The organism is Collinsella sp. LCP19S3_B11 (genome assembly GCF_052121915.1).
Classification (GTDB): domain Bacteria; phylum Actinomycetota; class Coriobacteriia; order Coriobacteriales; family Coriobacteriaceae; genus Collinsella.
On record NZ_JBQKDI010000001.1, the window covers coordinates 289043 to 309976 of the forward strand.

Here is a 20934-nt window from a genome sequence, read left to right on the forward strand (position 1 = left end):
GATTAGCGACAAAGCTCCTTGATGCGCGCAACGGCGCGTTCGATGTGTTCTTGCGGAGTTGAGGCTCCGGCGGTGATGCCGATGCGGCGCGCGTCGGCAAACCATGCGGCCTCAAGCTCGGATGCTTCCTCGATGTGATGGGTGTGCTCGCAGACATCGGCACAAATCTGTGCCAGGCGGCGCGTATTGCCCGAATTTTTGCCGCCCACGACGACCATGCAATCACAGCGGTTGGCGAGGGTTGCCGCCGCCTGCTGGCGCTCGCTCGTGGCAGCGCAGATCGTGTTGATCACACGCAGCTCCTGCACACGCGGGGTGATGGAGGCCACGACCTCGGCCAGGTTTTGCGCGGTTTGGGTGGTCTGCACAACCAGGCCCACCTTGCCCTTGAGCGGCAGCGCGTCCGCATCGGCGGCGCAACTCACGACCTGCGCGTCATCGCCGGCGTGGCCCAGGATGCCCTCGACCTCGGGGTGGCCCGGCTCGCCCACGACGATCACACGGTAGCCCTCGCGCACCAGGCGCTCGGCCGCCACATGGACCTTCTTGACGTAGGGGCAGGTGGCATCGACCACGGTAAGGCCGCGTTCGCGAGCAGCCTCGATGACCTGCGGCACCACGCCGTGCGCGCGAATGACCACGGTGCCCGATGCGGCGTCGTCCAAGGTGTCTGCCAGATCAACGCCTGCCTCGGCGAGCTCGCGCACAACGATGGGGTTATGGATGAGCGGACCCAGCGTGTGGACCTGAGCGCTCTCCCCTGCCTGCGGCGCGGCGGCCAATGCCATGTCGAGCGCGCGCTGCACGCCGTAGCAGGTGCCGGCATGCGCTGCGATTTCGATGGTGGGGGCGGCGGCCTGGTCGGACGCAGTCGCGGCGGTATTCATGACGATCTCGCCCATGGCTAGAACCTGCCGGGGTGCTCGGCGCACAGGTCGTCGCGCATGGCGTAGACGCGGCTCATGGCCTCGGACTCAAACCATGCCAGGCGCTCCTTGCGCTTGAGCTCGGCCGGTGCATCGGATAGTGAGATGGCCTTGCCGGCACGGATCCAGCACTTTTTGGGGCGCATAAGCTTTTTGCCCGCAGGCGTGATATCGGACCAGCCGCAGATGGCGAGCGGGTTGACGGGTGCCTTGCCCATCTGGGCGATGAGCGCAAAGCCGCCGTGGACCTCGGGCTTAATCTCGCGCGAGCGGATGCGCGTGCCCTCGGGGAAGATCAGGACGTCCTCGCCGCGCTGCAGCGCGTGCTGGGCGGCACGTAGGCACTTCATGTCGGCGGTGCCGCGCTCGACGGGAATGCCGCCCACGCGGCTAAAGGCCCAGCGCACGATCTTGCTCTTGGCAAACTCAGATTTAAAAATGGGGCGGATGCGGCGGCCGCCAAAGAATAGCGCCGTCTCTACAGCCAGGAGCTCGGCCATCGAGGTGTGGTTGCAGATGACCACGCTGCCGCGGCCTTCCTGGCGCTCAAACAGCAGGTCGGCGTCCTCTACCTTCCAGCGCCACATGAGCTTGGAGAAGACCCACAGGATGCCCATGACCACAAAGACGGTGCCGCGGATGAGCACGGGGAACTCGGCATATGGCGCGTTGTAGTAATCCTCGGGCGTCTGCTTAAACAGGCGCATGAGCTACCTCCTTTGGTTGATGAGGTCCTCGATTATCGAGACGACCTCGTCGATGGTATGTGCGGTGGAGTCGACGTGCATGGCGTCCTCGGCGGGCACGAGCGGCGCGACCTCGCGGCTGCTGTCGAGCTTGTCGCGCTGCTTGAGGGCGTCGAGCGTCTCGTCGACCTCGGCCTCGAGCTGCTCTTCGGTGGGCGGCTGGGCGTCGTTTTGGTGGCGCTGCAGCACGCGGCGACGGGCGCGCTCGCGCGGATCGGCGGTCAGGAACACCTTGACCTGCGCGTTGGGGAACACGACGGTGCCGATGTCGCGACCCTCGGCCACGATATCGCGGTCCTCGGCGGCGCGGCGCTGATGGATGAGCATGGCGGCGCGTACGCCCGGGTAGGCCGAGACCTTGGAGACGTTGGCGTCCACCTGCGGGGTGCGAATGGCAGCCGAGGCGTCCTGGCCGTCAATGGTCAGGCGCGTGTCCTCGCCGGTGCCGTTGGTAAAGCGGATCTCGATCTGCTCGGCGAGGGCGTCGATGGCAGCCTCGTCGTCCAGATCGATGCCGCGGTCGAGCGCGGCGAAGGTGACGGCCCGATACATGGCGCCCGTGTCGAGCTTGTTAAAGCTCAGCTGGCGGGCGATCTCCTTGGCGATGGTGGACTTGCCGGATCCGGCGGGGCCGTCGATGGCGACGATCATGCAATGCTTCCTTTCGGTGGTTGACGTGCTGGTATGGGACGCGGGCGCTGGGGCTTGGCGGACTGGCTAGCCCGTGTAGCGCTCGCGGTAGGTGTTGCGCTTGGGCGCGGAGCCGTGGCTGCCGTGGTGGCGCGTGCGGGTCGCAGTGTTGGTCGCCGGCGCAGCGCCGCGCTTGGCGCCGGCCTGCTTGGGCGGGATGCCGCCGGCCTTGAGGATCTGCACCTCGCGGTCGGTGAGCTCGCGCCACGAGCCCTTGGCCACGTCCTTGAGCTCCAGGCCGGCAAAGTTACAGCGGTGCAGGCGGATCACCGGATGGTGGATCTTGCTCAGCATGCGCTTGACCTGGTTCTTGCGGCCCTCGCGGATGATGACCTCCACGGCGGTTGTTCCGGGCTTCACACCCTGCTGGGCCACCGCTTCGGCCTCGCGCGCGGTAATGACGCGGCAGATCGCCGGCTGGCACAGGCCGTCGTCGAGCTCGATGCCGCGGCGCAGCGGTTCCAAGTCGCGATCGGTCAGGTGGCCGTCAACGAGCGCCTGGTAGGTCTTGTAGACGTGCTTGCTGGGGTGCAGCAGGTCCTGCGACAGGTCGCCATCGGTGGTAAAGAGCAAAAGGCCCGTGGTGTCTCGGTCCAGGCGACCCACCGGGAAGAGCCCCGGAAAACGGTCGCGCGGGACAAGGTCGGCCACGCAGGGGCGCTCCTGCGGATCGCTCATGGTGGTGAGATAGCCGGTCGGCTTGTAGAGCATCAGGTACACGGCGCCCTGGTTGAGCTTGACGGGCATGCCGTCAAGCTCGATATGGTCGCGGTCCACATCGACCTTGGTGCCCAGTTCGGTCGCGACCTGGCCGTTGACGGTCACGCGGCCGGCGGTCATCAGGTCCTCCGAGCCGCGGCGGCTCGCCACGCCCGCGCGCGCCAAAAAGCGCTGCAGGCGCATGGTGTGCGGGTAGACGGGCTGGGCGTCGGTCGCGGGTGCGCCCGTGGCACCGGCGGCGCGCGTCTCCCCTGCTTCGCTAGTCCTCGTCATGCGTATCCTCCGCAGCGTCGTCGGTGGCAAGTGTTTCCTCGCCACCGACTGCCTCGACATCCTCAACATCGGTATCCAGCAGCTCGCGCTCTTCGTCTAGGTCCTCGACCTGCTCCTCGAGCGTAGACTGAATGCTGCGGCCGCTCAGGCGCTCGCGGATAAACTGGCGCGACTGCTCGTCGGGGGCAAACTGCTCCAGATCGGGAAGGTCGCGGGTGGACCGCAGACCAAACTTCTCCAAAAAGGCGTTGGTCGTGCCGTAAATGATGGCCTGACCGCGCTGGGGGTCGCGGCCGAGCTCGCGCACCAGACCCTTGTCAACGAGCGACGCGATGACGCCGTCGGAGTTGACGCCGCGGATGCCCTTGACCACCTCGCGCGTGACGGGCTGGTGGTAGGCGATCACAGCAAGGGTCTCGAGCGCCGCCTGCGACAGCTTTTGCGTGTCCCAGCTCAGCACATAGGACTCGACCACATCGTGGTAGGCGGGGTGCGTAAACAGGCGCCAGCCGCCGGCGACCTCGCGCAGCTGAAAGCCGCGATTGGCCTCCTCGTACTCAACTTTGAGCTCGGCCAAAAGCGACGCGCACTCGCCCGGGGCGATATCCAGCGCATCTGCCAGCGCGGGCGCGCTCACCGGATCGCTCGAAACCAGCAGGAGCGCCTCGAGGGCGCCTTTGAGGCTGTTTGCCTCTAGCGTAGAAAGGGTTGACATGGTTGCCGCTCCTATTCGGTGAGCTCGGGGCCCTCGCCGGGTACGTAGGCCTCGGCGCCCTCGACGCGGTTGATGCAGATGGTTCCAAAGATCTCGTCCTGGCTCAGGGTGAGCGAGCCTCGCTTGGCGAGCTCCAGCATGGCCAGGAAGGTGACGACGAGCTGCTCGGTGGTGGCGTCGCCATCCAACAGCTCGCGGAAGGTGCAGGTTTGGTGCGCCATGGTAAAGCGGTCGACCGAGGCCACCGTCAAGTCGAGCGGCACGCGATGCGGTGCCACGTGCTCGGCCTCCAGCAAGAAGGTCTGGCGCTTGCCGTCCAGGTCGGCGCAGATGACGGCGAGGCCGCGCAGGGTAATGCCGGCCAGGTAGTCGGGCATAAGGCCCAAAAACTCGGGGTCGGGGCCGGCCACACGCGGATGCATGCGGCTTTCGGCCTGCATGCGCGCGCCAAGGGCCGCCGCCGCGCCCTTAAACTGCTTGTAGGCGATCAGGCGCTGGATCAGGACCTCGCGCAGGGCGTCGCCGTCGAGTGCGCTGAGTTCCTCGAGGTCTTCGTCAATCTCGTCATCGTCGTCGGCTTTGTGCGGGGCCTCCTGGGGCACCAGCGAGGCGGCCTTGATGTCCAAAAGGGTTGCCGCGACCAGCAGAAAGTCACTCGCCACGTCCAGGTCCAGCGCCTCAATACGCTCGACCTCGGCAAGGTACTGCTCGGCCACCTCGCTGATCGAGATGGCGCCGATATCAACTTTTTGGCGGGTTACCAGCTGCAGCAGCAGGTCGAACGGTCCGCTGTAGACCTGCGTCGACACGCGATACGACATCTTCGACCTCCTTTGACGGCGCCTTCGCGGCGCGGTTTGGGTGCATGTTGCGACCGTTTTGCACGGTCGACCTGTAAGTTTACCCTAGATGCCGGCGATTGCGAAGTTAAGCAGCTGCCCAGCGAGCGGATACACGGTAACGTCGAAATACCGGCCGATCACATCGATGCCGGTCCACATGGGCAGCAGATACAGCACGATGATAAGAATCGGCATGGCGTATTGCTGCAGTTGGTAGTAGTTGGTGAGCGCCTTGCCTTTGAGGAACGGCACGATGATCGACGAGCCGTCAAGCGGCGGGATCGGGATGAGGTTAAAAAACGCGAGCGACAGGTTGACCACGATAAAGGTGGCGCCGAAGTTCATGATTTGGGACGCTACGGCAAAGGACATGCTGGTGTAGAGGTTGCCGTATGCTGCGTGCATGAGGGCCGCGGCAAGGCACGCCAGTGCGATGTTCGATACGGGGCCGGCCGCGCTCACCAAGACCTCGTCGCGCTTGGGGTGCTTGAGGTTGTTGAGGTAGACGGGCACGGGCTTGGCGAAGGCGAACACCGGGCCGCCGGCCGCGAGCATGAGCAGCGGCAGGAGGACGGTGCCAAACGGGTCGATATGGTTGAGCGGGTTGAGCGAGACGCGGCCGCGCGAACGGGCCGTTTTGTCGCCGAGCGCCCAGGCCGCGGCGGCGTGTGCGCTCTCGTGGATCACGATGCCCACGATGACGGCGACGGCGCTGGCAAGCAGGTTCATGAGGTAGCTGCTGGACATGGCGCTCCCCTAGCGGACGCGGCGCGAGGCGCGCGAAAGCAGGTAGTCGGCCACAAACAGGATGACGGCCACGATGGCGTAATCCAGGCGGAACACACCGCCAAAGGGCGATGTGATGACGCCGTAGCCCGCGATAGCGCTCGGCAGCGCGCGCGAAAGCTCAACGACAAAGCCCACAATCTGCAGCTTGGCGGTAAGGCCGCTAAAGCACAGCAGCACGGTCATCGCGCTCATAAAGATGCCGCAGATGCGGCACGCGATGGCGATGATGCTCATCGCCACGGCAGCGGCCTTACGAGAGTTCACGCGCGGTCTCCTCTTCGATCTGGGTGGAAAGCTCGAGCCATTCGTCCTCGAGCTTGGGCAGCTCTTGCTTAAGCCCGTTATATTCCCCCAGGGCGGCGTTGAACTTATCCTGATCGGCATAAAGCTCTTCGCTTGCCATCAATTCCATAAGCTCGTCATAGCGGGCGCGCTTTTTGTCGAGCTCGGCCTCGATCTTCTTGAGCTGGTTGCGCACGCCCTTGAGCTTTTTGTTGAGTGCAGCGCGGGCCTGGGCCTCGGCGCGCTTTTGCTCCTTAGTCTTTTTGCCCTCGGCAGGCTTGGGGGCCGCAGCGGGGGTATCGGCCTGGGTGGCGCTGGCTTTGGTGGGCTTGGCCGCGGAAGGCGTACTCTCCCCTGCCGCCTCGGCGGCGCGGGCCGCGAGATCCTCGCGCTTGTAGAGGTAGTAGTCGTAGTCGCCGTCATAGACCGTGACCTTGCCATCGCGGATGTCGATCACGCGGTTGGCCACGGCTCGCACCAGGTGCTCGTCGTGGCTAATCAGCACGATGGTGCCGGGGAAGTTTTGCAGGGCGTTCTCGAGCATGTCCACCGAGTCGATGTCCAAGTGGTTGGTGGGCTCGTCCAGGCACAGAAGTGCCTCGGGGGCCACGAGCATCTTAGCCAGGGCCAGACGTGCCTTTTCGCCGCCGGAAAGAACGCGAACCTGCTTTTCGATGGAATCGTTGTCGCTAAACAGGAAGGCGCCCAGCAGGCTGCGCTGCTGCGGCACGGTCCACTTGGGCGTGACGGTGTCGATTTCTTGCAGGACGGTGTTGGACTCGGTCATGCCTTCGAGCGCGTGCTGGGCGTAATAGGCCACGCCCACGTTGGTACCCAGGTCGCGCGCGCCGGTAGTGGGCGGCTCCAGCCCGGCGATGATCTTCATGAGGGTGGACTTGCCGGCACCGTTGGGGCCGACGAGCGCCACGTGCTCGCCGCGGTAGAGTTTGAGGTCGATATCGCTATAGATGTGCTTGTTGCCGTAGGACTTGGACATGCCCTCCAGGCCCACGACCATGTCGCCCGAGCGCGGCGGGTCGGGGAACTTAAAGTCGATGTGCTTGTGGCCTTCGGGCAGGATGACGAGCTCCTTTTTGATCTGCTCGATCTTGCGGATGCGCTCCTGCGCCTGGGCGGCTTTGGTGGGCTTGTAGCGGAACTTGTCGACGAAAACCTGCATGTGGGCGATGTCGCGCTCCTGGGCGGCACGTTTGGCGCGCATCTGCTCCAGGTTGTCCTCGCGCTGCTTGAGGTAGCTGCTGTAATTGCCGGTGTAGGTGGTCACGCGGCGGTTCTCGAGCGCGGCGACGTGGTCGACGCAGGCGTCCATAAAGGCGCGGTCGTGGCTGACGATGAGCACGGCGCCGTCGTAGTTGGCGATAAAGCCGCGCAACCACTGGACGCTTTCGAGGTCCAGGTGGTTGGTGGGCTCGTCCAGAAGCAGCAGGTCGGGATGGCGCAGGAAGAGCTTAGCCAGCGCGATGCGCATCTGCCAGCCGCCCGAGAACTCGGAACACGGGCGCTCAAAGTCGGTGACCTTAAAGCCCAGACCGGACAGGATCTTGCGGGCATTGCTCTCGAGCTCGTAGCCGCCCAAGTGCTCAAAGCGGTCCTGGACCTGGCCGTACTCGTTAAGGAGCGCGTCGACGTCCTTGCCCTGCTCAGAGAGCTCGGTGATCTGGGCCTGCAGCTCGTTGGCGCGCTCGCCCATGCGGCGGATTTCCTTGGCGGCGGCCATGACCTCGGCGAGGATGGTCGTGTCCTTGTGCTCCAGGTTGGTTTCCTGCTCGAGGTAGCCCACCTGACAGTCCTTGGAGTACTGGACCTGGCCGGCGTCGGGGCTGTCGATACCCATGATGATTTTGAGCATGGTGGTTTTGCCGGCGCCGTTGGGTCCCACGAGCGCAAAGCGCTCGCCGGGGTTGATCTGAAAGGACGCGCCGCTAAAGAGGACGCGCGCGCCGAAGCTTTTTTCGATCTTGTCGACCAGGAGGATCATGGTGCCGCCTTTGACCTTGTGTGCCTATATGAAAAAAGGCCCCAACTTGCGTTGGAGCCTCATTCAATGCTCGGGTGGAGACGAGGGGGATCGAACCCCTGACCTCTTGACTGCCAGTCAAGCGCTCTCCCAGCTGAGCTACGCCCCCGTGCGAAGAAGTACTATACGGGAACTCGGACGGCGATGCAAGGACAATTTTAGAAAAACTTTCGCCGTCGCGGCGCGGGGGCGCGGACCCGCACAGGATCGAGGGTCCGCGATGCCTGGCCATGCCCGCGGGGCGCGCCCTAAGGCGTGCGGTGCTGCCGCAGCCCGCCTTTCCGGCTCCAGCCCGGTCGCCCCCGGGGACCTCCCGCCATGAACGCGACCCAAGGCGTTTGGAAGTGGGCAAACAAGCTACTTGCAAGAAAATGTTGCCATGAAAAAGAAACAGGCCAGACAAATTGCCTGACCTGTTGAAAAACCTGGTGGGCCCTCCGGGATTCGAACCCAGAACCCAGGGATTATGAGTCCCCTGCGCTAACCGTTGCGCCAAGAGCCCTTTATATTAGTGGTTGCAAAGGCAATGGAGAAGTTCCATTTAGCGTGTCGTTGCACCACGACGTGAAATACTACCATGCGCGCAATGGTCATTCAACGCACGATCTTTTCGATCGGAAGGATCATGGTCCTGCCTTTGACCTTGTGTGCCTATATGAAAAAAGGCCCCAACTTGCGTTGGAGCCTCATTCAATGCTCGGGTGGAGACGAGGGGGATCGAACCCCTGACCTCTTGACTGCCAGTCAAGCGCTCTCCCAGCTGAGCTACGCCCCCGTGCGAAGAAGTACTATACGGGAACTCCTCCAAGGGTGCAAGAACAATTTTGAAGAAACTTTTTTGATCACACTCTCTGTGTCAAAAAGAAAAAGGCCAGAGGCTTATCACCTCTGACCTGTGCTTTTGATGGTGGGCGATACAAGATTCGAACTTGTGACCCCATCCGTGTGAAGGATATGCTCTACCCCTGAGCCAATCGCCCGTCGCCTTTCGGCAAAAGAGATACTAACATAGCAACGCGAGGATTACCAAGAACTTTTTGGCTTCGATTGTAAAATCGTATGCCAAACCGCTCCGGAGCAATCCGTGTTTACGGCATACTTGCAGCACAACGACCTGTTCCTACACTCGTCGTCAAAACCAGCAGCTAAACCAATTTTCATACGGCAAGACCTTCTCGTAATAGGTGTCGAAGATCTTGGGATGCTCGTACTCGTAAATCCCGCTGGACCACACCACCATTTATTGAAATGATTAAACCTTTTTATAGACTCGCGCCGAAACGCCCGCCGCGAACACAGTCAACCAATTGAGCCTCTTTATAAGAAAAAAAGCCTCCGGTTTTCCGAAGGCCTTTGCATTCACGATGGTGGAGACGAGGGGGATCGAACCCCTGACCTCTTGACTGCCAGTCAAGCGCTCTCCCAGCTGAGCTACGCCCCCGTGACGAGGCAGTACTATAGGGGAATGTTTTGCTTGATGCAAGAGATTTTTGTTGAAACTTTTTCTTACGGGTTTTCCTGGGACGGTGGGTTAATTAGCTGGTTTTGGCTAAGCCAAAACCAGCTAATTAACCCACCGTCCCGATAAAACCCTCACGCGGCGATGCCTCACTTGTAGAGGAAGGCGATCGCGATGCCTTGGTGGACTTGGATCTTGGCCGTTTTCCTTACGACATTAGAGATGCCCGTGTCAGCTAACAGGCCTAGAGGGCTGTGGTCCAGTTCCCACTCTAGGCCGTGTTCGCTTACTACTGTCCCAGGGGCTACGGAAATGATGGAGAAGGTTTTGCCCTCGGCACCCTCGATGGTCCAGGTCTCGTCCTGGTGCAGGATTCTGGCCGTCACTTCGTCTTCTTCGATCCAGACGGGGGCGTCCGCATAGCCTGCCAGTAGCCCTAACACAGACAGGGCCATGTCCGGGCGACCGCCGGTGGCGCAGGTCGCAACCACCTCGGCGCCCGGCCAGCGACGTCGGACCGAATCGAGTGCCAACGCTAGATCGGTATAGTCCTTGTAGGGGTCGTGACCCTCTACCTCAAAGGCCTCGGCGGTATCGACCAACGCGCGACCGGTGTCGCTCACCGTGTCGGCATCTCCTACATACACGTCGCAACCCAGGCCAGCGCCTAGCAGCGCGTCGAGCCCGCGGTCCACGGCGACAACGTGGTCGCACTCCCCCGCTAGTCGACGCAACAGATCCGCGCTCGCCACCACCGGTGAGCCGCAAACAACTAATACTTTGCAAGCCACGGCCCTCGCCTAGCCCTTAAACGCAAGCACACGGGCTCGATCCAGGTCCTCATAGCTATCGATAAAGATATCGCAGTTGTCGCGAACCTCGTCGCGCTCCATACGGCCGTGCGGGTCATAAATGCCCACGCGCTTAAAGCCTGCAGTGCCAGAGCTCTTAAGGCCAAAGACGGCGTCCTCAAACACCCACGCGCGCTCAAACTGGTGACCGTGGCGCTCCTCAAGGCGGCGCAGCGCCAGCTCGTACACATCGGGGAACTGCTTGGAGCGGCCCGCCTCGCCCGTCGTGGTAATAAACTCCATATAGGCGTCGAGCCCCGCACCCGCGAGTGCGGACTGCACCAGCTCGGCCGGCGTGGACGTGGCCACGCACATAGCAATGCCGGCCGACTTCGCCTGCTCCAGAAACGCGAGGAGCCCCTCGCGCGGCGGCACCTTGGAGTAGCCATCGATCAGGATGTCACTCAGCTCGTGATACAGCTCCTCGCCATTTTCGCCAATGCCCCAGGTGTCGTGATAGGCCTGGCACTCGTCCTCGAGCGACAAATGCTCAAACTGGGCAAAATCGTCAACCGTTACATCAATGCCGTGACGGTGCAATAACTCGGGCTGCGCATAGCCCCAAACGGGGGTGCTATTTACCAGTGTGCCGTCGCAATCAAAAATAAAAGCAACATTAGAGGCGGCTGTGTGGTTCATTCGCAAACCTTTCAATGTCAAATGGTAAACAACCTGCTAAAAACGTTTTACCAAACGTAAATCTACAAATCTTGAAACCCTAATTGGTAAAACTGTCAAGAGTTTTACCATCGCAATTCTGTCAGTGGCATAAACATGGCGCTCACCGATTAAACGCCACCGTAAATCCACTTTCGTCCATAAAAGTAACGGACAGGTGTTATTGTGGTTTTTGCCGAAAGTTCCACCGTGCACGCGAGGTGGGACGACTCATAGAGCTATCGCCGTCCCTTCGATTCGTGCAGCCTTGGACCTTTCGCATCTAGTCACCAAGGCAACACGCTGCCGCGTCATGATGGGATCAAACGTGAGCGATACAAAGCTAAAGCCAGCAACCAAAAAGCCCGCTACCCGTAAAGCCGCCCCGCACGCACCGGAGCTCACCAAGGACGATGTCTATCTGTTTGGCATTGGAATGTGGGAGCGCAGCTGGGAAAAGATGGGCGCGCATCCCGACACGCAGCAGCGCACGCGCGGCTGGCGTTTTTGCGTTTGGGCGCCCGACGTTAAGAGCGTCCACGTTATCGGTGAATTCAACAATTGGGACGAACAAGCCAACCCGCTGGTGCCCGTACACACGAGCGCTATCTGGGAAGGCTTTATTCCTGGCGCCGAGCAGGGCCAGCTCTATAAATACCTCATCGAGACCAACGAGGGCGAAAAGCTCTACAAGGCCGATCCGTACGCCTTTAAGGCCGAGTGCCCTCCGGGAACGGCGAGCGTGCTGTGGACCCTCGATGGCTACCAGTGGAACGACGCCGCGTGGCTCAAGCGCCGCGCCGGCCACAACCACATGTCGCAGCCGCTCAACATCTACGAGGTGCATATTGGCTCGTGGAAGCGCCACGGAGACGAGCCACAGGGCGAGCCGGACGAGTACGGCAACTACCCCGGTCCCATGGACCCCTTCCCTGCGCAGCGCGGCGAGTTTTACACTTACGACGACCTGTCGGTGGAGCTCGTGGACTACGTGCGCGATATGGGCTACACGCATATCGAGGTCATGCCGCTTATGGAGCACCCCTTCGATGGCTCCTGGGGCTACCAGACGACCGGCTACTTTGCCGCCACGTCGCGCTACGGCAACCCGCAGCAGCTCATGCACTTTATCGATGCGTGCCACGAGGCGGGCATCGGCGTGATCATGGACTGGGTGCCCGGCGGTTTTTGCGCCGACTCCCACGGCCTTGCCACCTTTAACGGCCACATGCTGTTTGAGCACGAGATTCACCCCAACTGGGGCACGCACAAGTTTGACTTCGCCCGCGGCGAGGTCCGCTCCTTCTTGGTCTCCAACGTGCTGTACTGGATCGAGAACTTCCATGTGGACGGCATTCGCATGGACGGCGTGTCCAGCATGCTGTACCTCAACTTTGGCATTGACGATCCTGGCCAAAAGAAGTTCAACAAGTACGGTACCGAGGAGGACCTGGACGCCAGCGCGTTTATCCGTCAGGTCAACTGCGCTGTTGAGGCGCACTACCCCGACGTGATGATGATGGCCGAGGAGTCCACCGCGTGGCCGCTTGTGACCTATCCGCCGCAGGACGGCGGCCTGGGCTTCCACTACAAGTGGGACATGGGCTGGATGAACGACACCCTGCACTACATGCAGACCGATTTTCCGTGGCGCCCCGGCAACCATGGCTTGCTCACGTTCTCCATCATGTACGCCTTTACCGAGAACTTTATCTGCCCGCTGAGCCATGACGAGGTCGTGCACGGCAAGTGCTCGCTCATCGGCCGCATGCCGGGTGACTGGTGGCGCCAGTTTGCCGGCCTGCGCACGCTCGCCTTCTACCAGATGACGCACCCCGGTGCCAAGCTCAACTTTATGGGCAACGAGATCGGCCAGTTTATCGAGTGGCGCTACTACGAATCTATTCAGTGGTTCTTGACCGAGCAGTATGAGACCCATGCACACCATCAGGCGTTCATTAAGGCGCTCAACCACCTGTATACCGCCGAGCCCGCCCTGTACGAGCGCGGCTACAACGACGACGGCTTTACCTGGATCGACGCGGACAACTCCAAGCAGTCCATCGTGAGCTTTGTGCGTCAGGGCGAGAACGTCGATGACGACCTCGTGATCCTGATCAACTTTGACCCGGCGGCCTACGAGAGCTTCCGTGTGGGCGTGCCGCGTGAGGGCGACTGGGAGGTCATCTTTGACTCCGACCGTCCCGAGTTTGGCGGCAGCGGCTATGCTGGCGAGGAGCCCTACACCTGCTCGAGCGAGCCCTATCCCTGGAACGGGCAGATGGACTCCATCGAGATTAAGGTGCCCAGCCTGGCAGGCGTGGTGCTTAAGCGTCGCGGCCCCAGCAGCTATAAGCCGCCCGTGGTCGAGGAGCCCAAGAAGGCGACCCGCAAGCGTGCGTCCTCGGTAAAGCCCAAGCCAGCGGCCGCCAAGAAGGCTCCGGCCAAGGCAAAGGCTACGACGACCAAGGCCAAGGCTAAGGCCGCAGCAAAGCCCGCTGCCAAGGCTACCGCGACCAAGAAGCCGGCTGCCAAAAAGGCCGCTACCAAAGCCAAGTCTGCTTCTGTTAAGTCATCACCTAAGGATGCGTAACAAAGCCGTTACAGCTGTAATTACCCGCCCTAGCGGGGCGTAGGATACAAGTCACAACCGTTCCGGGAGAAACATCCCCGGGGGAAAGGAACGTATGAATAAGATCTTCGACAACAAGCAGGAGTTTACCGAGCTCTATCGCGATGCCGTCATGAGCATTAGCGGCAAGAGCGTCGAGGCAGCCAGCGATCTGGATCGCTTTAACGCCCTGGCCAAGCTCGTGGCCGAGAAGGCCCGCACCGTTGCCACCAAGAGCGACGCCCGCGCCACCGCCGAGGGCAAGAAGCGCGTGTACTACTTCTCGATCGAGTTTTTGATCGGCCGCCTGCTCGACAACTACCTGCTCAACTTTGGCGTGCGCGACATGGTCGCCGAGGCGCTCGACGATATGGGCCTTGACCTGTCCGTCATCGAGAGCCAGGAGCCCGATCCGGCGCTGGGCAACGGTGGCCTGGGTCGTCTGGCCGCATGCTTCCTGGATTCCATGGCAGCCGAGGGCATTGCCGGCTACGGCAACGGCATGCGCTACCGCTACGGCCTGTTTAAACAGGAGATCGTCAACGGCAGCCAGGTCGAAACCACCGACGAGTGGCTCACCAACGGCTATCCCTGGGAGGTCCGTCGTCAGGACAAGGCCGTGACCATTAAGTTTGGTGGCCGCGTCGAGGGCTTTGAGGAGAACGGCCGCACGTTCTATCGAACCGTGGACACGCAGGACATCCTGGCCGTCCCTTACGACATCCCCGTGGTGGGCTATGCCGGCGAGACCGTCAACAAGCTGCGCGTCTGGGCCGCTGAGCCGGTCGAGGAGCACTTCGATCTGGAGGCCTTCAACCGCGGCGACTACGCCCTGGCCGACGCCGAGCGCGCCGAGGCCGAGGCCATCAGCGCCATCCTCTACCCCAACGACGCCGGCGAGCACGGCCGTCTGCTTCGTCTGAAGCAGGAATACCTGTTTGTCTCGGCCGGCATCTATAGCCTGCTTGACACCTTTGAGAAGGAACACGGCGCGAACTGGGAGCTGCTGCCGCAGTTTGTGGCCATCCACACCAACGATACGCACCCCGCCATGTGCGGCCCCGAGCTCATGCGCATCCTCATCGACGAGAAGAAGCTCGAGTGGGATGACGCCTGGAACATCGTGACGCAGGTCGTGAGCTACACCAACCACACCATCCTGCCCGAGGCCCTGGAGAAGTGGCCCATCGGCACGTTCTCCAAGCTCCTCCCCCGTGTGTACCAGATCATCGACGAAATCAGCCGTCGTTGGCATGAGTCGTTCGATACGACGCAGGAAGGCTGGCAGGAGCGTCTGCGCCAGACCGCCATCCTATGGGACGGCGAGGTTCGCATGGCCAACCTGTCCGTGATCTGCAGCCACAGCGTCAACGGCGTAGCCAAGATTCACTCCGATATCATCAAGAACAATGTGCTCAAGGACTTCTATGCCTTAACGCCCGAGAAGTTCAACAACAAGACCAACGGCATCTCGCACCGTCGCTTCTTTGCCGAGGCCAACCCCACCTACGCCAAGCTCGTGACCGAGGCCATTGGCGACGGCTGGCTCAAGGACGCCTTTGAGCTGGAGAAACTTAAAGGTTTTCAGAACGACACCGAGTTCCTTAAGGCCGTGGGTGCCTCCAAGCGCGCCAACAAGGAGCGTCTTGCCGCCTACGTTAAGGCCGAGACCGGTCTGGTCATTGACCCCAACACCGTCTTCGATGTTCAGGTAAAGCGTTTTCATGCCTACAAGCGCCAGCTCATGAACATCATGAAGGTGATGGACATCTACAACCGTCGCATCGCCAATCCCAACTTCCACGTAACACCGACGACCTTTATCTTTAGCGGCAAGGCTGCCTCGAGCTACACCTTTGCCAAGGAAACCATCCGCCTGATCAACTCGGTGGCCGAGGTCATCAACAACGACCCGCGCGTCAACGAAGTCATGAAGGTCTGCTTTATCCCCAACTTCCGCGTGAGCAACGCCCAGCTCATCTACCCCGCCGCCGAGATCTCGGAGCAGATCTCCACGGCCGGCAAGGAGGCCTCGGGCACGTCCAACATGAAGCTCATGATGAACGGTGCCATTACGCTGGGCACCCTCGACGGTGCCAACATCGAAATCGCCGATTTAGCCGGCCGCGAGAACGAGGCGATCTTTGGCCTGACCGCTCCCGAGGTCGAGCAGCTCTGGGCATCGAACAGCTACTTTGCGTGGGATACGCTCAACAATGATCGCGAACGTCTGGGCCGCGTGATGGATGAGCTCAAGGACAACACGTTTGCCGGCCTTTCGGGTAACTTTGAGAGCATCTACAACGAGCTTATGAACAACAACGACCCCGACCTGGTTATGGCAGACTTCCGCAGCTACGTAGATGCATGGGAGAAGCTCACGGGCAGCTATGGCGACCAGGAGACCTGGAACCGCAAGGCGCTGCTCAACACCGCCTCGAGCGGCTGGTTCTCGAGCGACCGCACCATTCGCGAGTACCGCGACGAGATCTGGCACGCTTAAAGGCCGCGAGTTCCCTTTGCCGCACGGCATTACTCGACGGGCGCGACCGAGCGCCGCGCCCGTCGCTAATGGGTTTAGGAACATCGATGACAGAAGGAGAATTCGATGAGTAAGAAAGAATGCATCGCGATGCTCCTCGCAGGAGGACAGGGAAGCCGATTGGGGGCACTCACCCAAAAGATCGCTAAACCGGCGGTTAGCTTTGGTGGCAAGTTCCGCATTATCGACTTTTCGCTGTCCAACTGCTCCAATTCGGGCATCGACACGGTGGGCGTTCTGACGCAGTATCGTCCCTACCTGCTGCATGCCTACGTGGGCTCTGGCGAGGCGTGGGATCTGGACAGCCGCGACGGTGGCGTGTCGATCCTGCCGCCGTACGAAACGCAAACCGGTGGCGCATGGTATGCGGGCACGGCCGACGCCATCACGCAGAACCTCAACTACATCAAGTCCAACGACCCCAAGTACGTCCTGATTCTTTCGGGCGATCATCTGTATCGCATGGACTACCGCAAGATGCTCAAGACGCACATTGAGAACAACGCCGACCTCACGGTGAGCGTTATGCCCGTGCCGTGGGAGGAGGCCAGCCGCTTTGGCATCCTGACCACCGACCCCGAGGACGGCCGCATCACCAAGTTCACGGAGAAGCCCGAGAAGCCCGATTCGAACCTCGCGTCCATGGGCATCTACATCTTCTCGGCCGACGTGCTGATCAAGGCGCTCGAGGAGGACGCTCTGGACCAGCGCTCAAGCCACGACTTTGGCAAGGACATCATCCCCAAGCTGCTCGGCGAGAACAAGCGCCTGTACAGCTACGAGTTCCACGGCTTTTGGAAGGATGTTGGCACCATCGCCAGCTTCCACGAGACCTCGATGGACCTGCTGGGCAACAACCCCGAGTTCGATCTGTTTGACAAGAGCTTCCCCATCATGTCCAACATCACCACGCGTCCGCCGCACTACATTGGCCCGGACGGTCGCCTGGACGACTGCCTGGTCTCCAATGGTTGCAAGATCTACGGCACCGCTCGCCACTCGATCCTTTCGACCGATGTCATCATCGAGGAGCGCGCCGTGGTCGAGGACTCCGTGCTGCTGCCGGGTGCGCATGTTAAGAGCGGCGCGCACATTTGCCGCGCTATTTTGGGCGAGAACTCCACGGTCGAAGAGGGCGTGAAGCTCGGCTCTGTCGATACCACCAAGGATACGGCCGTCGTTGGAAATGACGTCGTTGTCGGGAAGGGGGAATGATCCGATGATCAATCGCAAGGCCATCGGCTATATCACCGCTAACTACTCTTCGACCTACGGCAGCGTGCTGCTCAAGGATCGCCCCATCGCGTCCGTTCCGTTTTTGGGCCGCTACCGCCTGATCGACTTTCCGCTGTCCAACATGATGAATGCCGGCATTAAGACCGTCGGCGTTGTCATGCCGGGCAACTACCGCTCGCTGATCGACCACGTGGGCTCGGGCAAGGACTGGGGCCTGGACCGCAAGAACGGCGGCCTGTTCATGGTGCCCGGCAACGCGTATGGCACCACCAAGGGCGGCATGCGCTTCTTGCTCCGCGACATCATCTCCAACAAGACGCTGTTCCAGCGCTCGGACAAGCCCTATGTTGTGATGATGGGCACCAACGTCATCTTTAACATGGACCTCAACACCATTATCGAGGCGCACGAGAAATCCGGTGCCCAGATGACCGTGGTGTACTGCAAGGCCACGCACAACATCGAAGACGAGACCAAGCTCGATATCAACGAGAACGGCCGCCTGACGGGCGTGAGCGCCGGCGTCGCGTACGGCGACAACGCCTCTATGGACTGCTGCATCGTCAACCGCGAGACGCTGCTCCAGATCATCGACCACTACCAGGCCGCCGACTATCTGGACCTGCTCGAGGCGCTCCAGGGCGACTTTGGCAACATCGACGTGTGCAGCTATGAGTACAAGGGCGAGGTCGTGGGCGTGTTTAGCGAGAAGTCGCTGTATCGTCGCAGCATGGACCTGCTCGACCAGACCGTGGCCGATCAGCTCTTTGACCCCGAGCGCCCGATCCTGACCAAGGCCCACGACGTGCCGCCTTCGCGTTACGCGACCGGCAGCCACGCCTGCAACTCGATCATCTCGGCCGGCTGCATCATCAAGGGCACCGTGCGCAACTCGATCCTGTCGCGCGGCGTTGTGATCGAGGAAGGCGCCTCGGTGACCAACTCGATCATCAACCAGAGCTGCATCATCAAGAGCGGCGCCCGTGTTGAGAACGCCATCCTGGACAAGAACAACGTGGTTCCCACCAACACCGAGCTTCGCGGTACGCCCGAGAACATCCTGGTGCTGGGCAAGGCTCCGTTAACTTCCGATACCACCATCGCTCGTTAACGTTGGCACCACATAATCGCACGTAACTTGTAGAATAGTCGCCCGGTTAGCGCCAGGCGGCTATTCTAGAATTGCAACATGGGAGACAAAATGGCACAAACCAGCAAAAAGATGCAGATCGTGTTTGCCTCGGCAGAGTGCGCGCCGTTTGTTAAGACCGGTGGCTTGGGTGACGTGGCGGGCTCGCTGCCTGCGGCACTCGTGCGCGCTGGCGCCGAAGTCATTGTGATGGTGCCCAAGTACGCCACCATCAAGGACGAGTACAAGGCGCAGATGGAGCACTTTGCCGACTTTTACGTGAGCCTGAGCTGGCGCAACGAGTACTGCGGGTTGGAGAAGCTCGAGCACGACGGCGTCACCTATATGTTCGTGGACAACGAGCACTACTTTGCGCGCGACTATCCCTACGGCTTCTTTGACGACGGCGAGCGCTTCGCGTTTTTCTCCAAGGCCATCACCGAGAGCCTGCAGCACCTGCCCGAAGGCTTTGAGTGCGACATCCTGCACTGCAACGACTGGCAGACGGCGCTGGCGCCCGTGTTCTTGCGAGAGTTCTACCAAGGCCTGCCGCTGTACGACCGCGTCAAGACCGTGTTCTCGATCCACAATGTGGCGTTCCAGGGTCAGTTTAGCGATACCGTGATGGAAGACATACTGGGTATGGCGCATATTCCGGCAGCCGCCACGCAGTTGCGCTGTGACGCCTGCAGCATTAACTATATGCTGGGCGCGCTGCACTATGCCGATGCCATCACCACGGTGAGCCCCACCTATGCGGGCGAGATCCAGACGCCCGAGTTTGGCGAGGGCCTGGACGGCGTGCTGCGCGAGCGTTCGTACGCTCTGCAGGGTATCCTCAACGGCATTGACGTAGTGGGTTTTGATCCGGCGACCGACAAGCGCATTGCCGCCAACTACACGGTTGATGACCGCGCGGGGAAGGCCGTATGCAAGGCCAAACTGCAGGAGGAGTTGGGGCTCGAGATTCGCGACGACCGCCCGCTTATGGTGATGGTCACGCGCCTGACGCGACAGAAGGGCATGGACCTGGTCATGTACGCGCTCGACCGCATCCTGTCCGGTGGCGTTCAGGTGGCCGTGCTGGGTACCGGCGACCGCGACTACGAGGACGGCCTTCGCTACTTCCAGGGCAAATACCCCGGCACCATGGCGGCGCGTATCGAGTTTGACCCGGCGCTTTCGCAGCGCATGTACGCCGCCGCCGATATGTTCCTGATGCCTTCGAAGTTTGAGCCCTGTGGCCTGTCGCAGATCATCGCCATGCGCTACGGCACCCTGCCCATTGTGCGCGAGACCGGTGGCCTGAAGGACACCGTGCAACCGTACAACGAGTTTACCGGCGAGGGCACGGGCTTCTCATTTAGTCACTTTAACGGCGACGAGATGGGCGACGCGGTGTTCCGCGCGGCTCGCCTGTTCTGGGATAACCGCGAGGCCTGGAATCAGCTGGTCACGCAGGCCATGAGCCAGGACTTTAGCTGGACACGTTCGGCCGATAAGTATCTGGACCTGTACTTCTTTATGCATCCAGAGATTGAGAGGCCGGTGGCAGTGGAAGCTGCTGCGGCTGTGGAGGAGCCGGTTGCCGCTGAGGCCGAGCCTGCGGCACCCGTTAAGGAGCCCGCTGCTGCCGAGGCCGAGCCTGCGGCACCCGTTAAGGAGCCCGCTGCTGCCGAGGAGCCCAAGGCCGAGGAGAAGCCGGCTGTCGACGGCGAGGTAAAGCCCACGGCGAAGCCTGCCGCCAAGAAGACGACCCGCAAGACGACGGCTAAGAAGGCCACGACCACGAAGGCCGCTACGAGCAAGACCACCACTGCCAAGGCAACCACCACGCGTAAGCGTACGACCGCCGCTGCCAAGAAGGCCGTCGAAGCCGAGGCCGCTCCCGAGGTAAAGGCCGAGGCCACCGCTGAGGCTACCACTGCCGAGGCAAAGACCGCGGCAAAGGCTCCGGCCAAGACCGCTGCCAAGAAGACGACCGCGACCAAGACCGCGACCGCCAAGAAGGCCACGGCTACGAAGTCGCCGGCGACCAAGGCTGCTACGACGAAGGCCGCCGCGAAGACGGCCCCGAAGGCTGATGCAAAGCCCGCCGTCAAGGTCGAGGAGGCGCCCTCCGAGCCCAAGGCCGAGGCAGCTGTCGAGGCAAAGCCGGCCGCCAAGACCACCACACGCAAGCGCGCCACGACAACGGCCAAAAAGGCTACGACCAAGACAGCCGCTCCAAAGGCTACGGTAAAGACCGAACCCGCCAAGAAGGCCCCGGTCTCCCCCGCCGCTCCAGCCGAGGAAAAGGCTCCGACCAAGAAGACCTCCGTCCGCAAGGCAACGGCCACCCGCAAGCGCCGCTAGTCCACAGACGATCTAAAACCTAATAAAAACCCTAAACAAGGGGCGCTCCAACCGGGCGCCCCTTCTCTGTAGA

16 protein-coding genes and 5 tRNA genes are annotated in these 20934 nt (G+C 61.5%); 5 read left to right on the plus strand and 16 right to left on the minus strand.

The annotated features are described in order from the left end of the window. Window positions 1-2: 2 nt before the first annotated feature. The 16 genes from ACTQV4_RS01240 to ACTQV4_RS01315 all read right to left on the minus strand — a co-directional run bounded on the left by ACTQV4_RS01240 (window position 3) and on the right by ACTQV4_RS01315 (window position 10970). The gene (locus ACTQV4_RS01240; protein ID WP_441569089.1) at window positions 3-902 is read right to left on the minus strand and encodes a 4-hydroxy-3-methylbut-2-enyl diphosphate reductase; all 900 of its coding nucleotides are present in this window, start codon (window positions 900-902) and stop codon (window positions 3-5) included. A gap of 2 nt (window positions 903-904) precedes the next feature. Continuing rightward, window positions 905-1633, minus strand: a complete 729-nt coding sequence (locus ACTQV4_RS01245) for a lysophospholipid acyltransferase family protein (protein ID WP_427795887.1) — start codon at window positions 1631-1633, stop codon at window positions 905-907. A gap of 3 nt (window positions 1634-1636) precedes the next feature. Then, a complete protein-coding gene (gene cmk, locus ACTQV4_RS01250) occupies window positions 1637-2323 on the minus strand; it encodes a (d)CMP kinase (protein ID WP_441569091.1) in 687 nt (228 codons plus the stop codon). 66 nt (window positions 2324-2389) lie between these two features. Then, entirely contained in the window at window positions 2390-3355 is a 966-nt protein-coding gene (locus tag ACTQV4_RS01255) for a pseudouridine synthase (protein WP_441569093.1), read from the minus strand. After that, entirely contained in the window at window positions 3342-4070 is a 729-nt protein-coding gene (gene scpB, locus ACTQV4_RS01260) for an SMC-Scp complex subunit ScpB (RefSeq protein WP_441055625.1), read from the minus strand. Before scpB ends, ACTQV4_RS01255 begins: the two co-directional genes overlap by 14 nt. A gap of 11 nt (window positions 4071-4081) precedes the next feature. Further along, window positions 4082-4891, minus strand: a complete 810-nt coding sequence (locus ACTQV4_RS01265) for a segregation and condensation protein A (RefSeq protein WP_441569095.1) — start codon at window positions 4889-4891, stop codon at window positions 4082-4084. Window positions 4892-4975: 84 nt separating this feature from the next. Further along, entirely contained in the window at window positions 4976-5659 is a 684-nt protein-coding gene (locus ACTQV4_RS01270; protein WP_441560875.1) for a site-2 protease family protein, read from the minus strand. A gap of 9 nt (window positions 5660-5668) precedes the next feature. Next, a complete protein-coding gene (locus ACTQV4_RS01275) occupies window positions 5669-5965 on the minus strand; it encodes a hypothetical protein (RefSeq protein WP_441560877.1) in 297 nt (98 codons plus the stop codon). Further along, window positions 5952-7982: an ABC-F family ATP-binding cassette domain-containing protein gene (locus ACTQV4_RS01280; protein WP_441569097.1), complete on the minus strand. Its 2031-nt coding sequence runs from the start codon at window positions 7980-7982 to the stop codon at window positions 5952-5954. The genes ACTQV4_RS01275 and ACTQV4_RS01280 overlap by 14 nt, the downstream gene beginning before the upstream one ends. A 75-nt stretch (window positions 7983-8057) precedes the next feature. After that, window positions 8058-8130, minus strand: a tRNA-Ala gene (locus ACTQV4_RS01285). A 317-nt stretch (window positions 8131-8447) separates the two neighbouring features. Further along, window positions 8448-8523: transfer RNA gene (locus ACTQV4_RS01290), tRNA-Ile, on the minus strand. A 200-nt stretch (window positions 8524-8723) separates the two neighbouring features. Beyond that, window positions 8724-8796, minus strand: a tRNA-Ala gene (locus ACTQV4_RS01295). 130 nt (window positions 8797-8926) lie between these two features. Next, window positions 8927-9001 (minus strand) — tRNA-Val (locus tag ACTQV4_RS01300). Between the two features lie 385 nt (window positions 9002-9386). Further along, a tRNA-Ala gene (locus tag ACTQV4_RS01305) sits at window positions 9387-9462 on the minus strand. Between the two features lie 167 nt (window positions 9463-9629). Further along, window positions 9630-10271, minus strand: coding sequence for a thiamine diphosphokinase (locus tag ACTQV4_RS01310; protein WP_441560346.1), 642 nt, complete (start codon window positions 10269-10271; stop codon window positions 9630-9632). Window positions 10272-10280: 9 nt separating this feature from the next. Continuing rightward, entirely contained in the window at window positions 10281-10970 is a 690-nt protein-coding gene (locus ACTQV4_RS01315) for an HAD family hydrolase (protein ID WP_441560347.1), read from the minus strand. Window positions 10971-11301: 331 nt separating this feature from the next. Here ACTQV4_RS01315 and glgB point away from each other — a divergent pair, with 331 nt between their 5' ends. The 5 genes from glgB to glgA all read left to right on the plus strand — a co-directional run bounded on the left by glgB (window position 11302) and on the right by glgA (window position 20861). Continuing rightward, window positions 11302-13581, plus strand: a complete 2280-nt coding sequence (glgB, locus tag ACTQV4_RS01320) for a 1,4-alpha-glucan branching protein GlgB (protein WP_427729048.1) — start codon at window positions 11302-11304, stop codon at window positions 13579-13581. A 94-nt stretch (window positions 13582-13675) separates the two neighbouring features. Then, window positions 13676-16102, plus strand: a complete 2427-nt coding sequence (locus ACTQV4_RS01325; RefSeq protein WP_427747385.1) for a glycogen/starch/alpha-glucan phosphorylase — start codon at window positions 13676-13678, stop codon at window positions 16100-16102. Window positions 16103-16207: 105 nt separating this feature from the next. Continuing rightward, complete coding sequence (locus ACTQV4_RS01330) at window positions 16208-17356, plus strand: glucose-1-phosphate adenylyltransferase (protein WP_441569099.1); 1149 nt, start codon at window positions 16208-16210, stop codon at window positions 17354-17356. 4 nt (window positions 17357-17360) lie between these two features. Beyond that, window positions 17361-18488 (plus strand): glucose-1-phosphate adenylyltransferase subunit GlgD, encoded by a 1128-nt coding sequence (glgD, locus tag ACTQV4_RS01335; protein ID WP_441569101.1) that lies wholly within the window; start codon window positions 17361-17363, stop codon window positions 18486-18488. A 90-nt stretch (window positions 18489-18578) separates the two neighbouring features. Further along, window positions 18579-20861, plus strand: coding sequence for a glycogen synthase GlgA (gene glgA, locus ACTQV4_RS01340; RefSeq protein ID WP_441569103.1), 2283 nt, complete (start codon window positions 18579-18581; stop codon window positions 20859-20861). The last annotated feature ends 73 nt before the right edge of the window (window positions 20862-20934 follow it).

Coding starts and splice junctions, on each gene's coding strand:
- scpB (WP_441055625.1), bottom strand. CDS start 4,070: ATGTCAACCCTTTCTACGCTAGAGGCAAACAGCCTCAAAGGCGCCCTC.
- glgD (WP_441569101.1), top strand. CDS start 17,361: ATGATCAATCGCAAGGCCATCGGCTATATCACCGCTAACTACTCTTCG.
- ACTQV4_RS01325 (WP_427747385.1), top strand. CDS start 13,676: ATGAATAAGATCTTCGACAACAAGCAGGAGTTTACCGAGCTCTATCGC.
- ACTQV4_RS01255 (WP_441569093.1), bottom strand. CDS start 3,355: ATGACGAGGACTAGCGAAGCAGGGGAGACGCGCGCCGCCGGTGCCACG.
- ACTQV4_RS01270 (WP_441560875.1), bottom strand. CDS start 5,659: ATGTCCAGCAGCTACCTCATGAACCTGCTTGCCAGCGCCGTCGCCGTC.
- ACTQV4_RS01330 (WP_441569099.1), top strand. CDS start 16,208: ATGAGTAAGAAAGAATGCATCGCGATGCTCCTCGCAGGAGGACAGGGA.
- ACTQV4_RS01280 (WP_441569097.1), bottom strand. CDS start 7,982: ATGATCCTCCTGGTCGACAAGATCGAAAAAAGCTTCGGCGCGCGCGTC.
- cmk (WP_441569091.1), bottom strand. CDS start 2,323: ATGATCGTCGCCATCGACGGCCCCGCCGGATCCGGCAAGTCCACCATC.
- ACTQV4_RS01245 (WP_427795887.1), bottom strand. CDS start 1,633: ATGCGCCTGTTTAAGCAGACGCCCGAGGATTACTACAACGCGCCATAT.
- ACTQV4_RS01240 (WP_441569089.1), bottom strand. CDS start 902: ATGGGCGAGATCGTCATGAATACCGCCGCGACTGCGTCCGACCAGGCC.
- ACTQV4_RS01265 (WP_441569095.1), bottom strand. CDS start 4,891: ATGTCGTATCGCGTGTCGACGCAGGTCTACAGCGGACCGTTCGACCTG.
- glgA (WP_441569103.1), top strand. CDS start 18,579: ATGGCACAAACCAGCAAAAAGATGCAGATCGTGTTTGCCTCGGCAGAG.
- glgB (WP_427729048.1), top strand. CDS start 11,302: ATGATGGGATCAAACGTGAGCGATACAAAGCTAAAGCCAGCAACCAAA.
- ACTQV4_RS01315 (WP_441560347.1), bottom strand. CDS start 10,970: ATGAACCACACAGCCGCCTCTAATGTTGCTTTTATTTTTGATTGCGAC.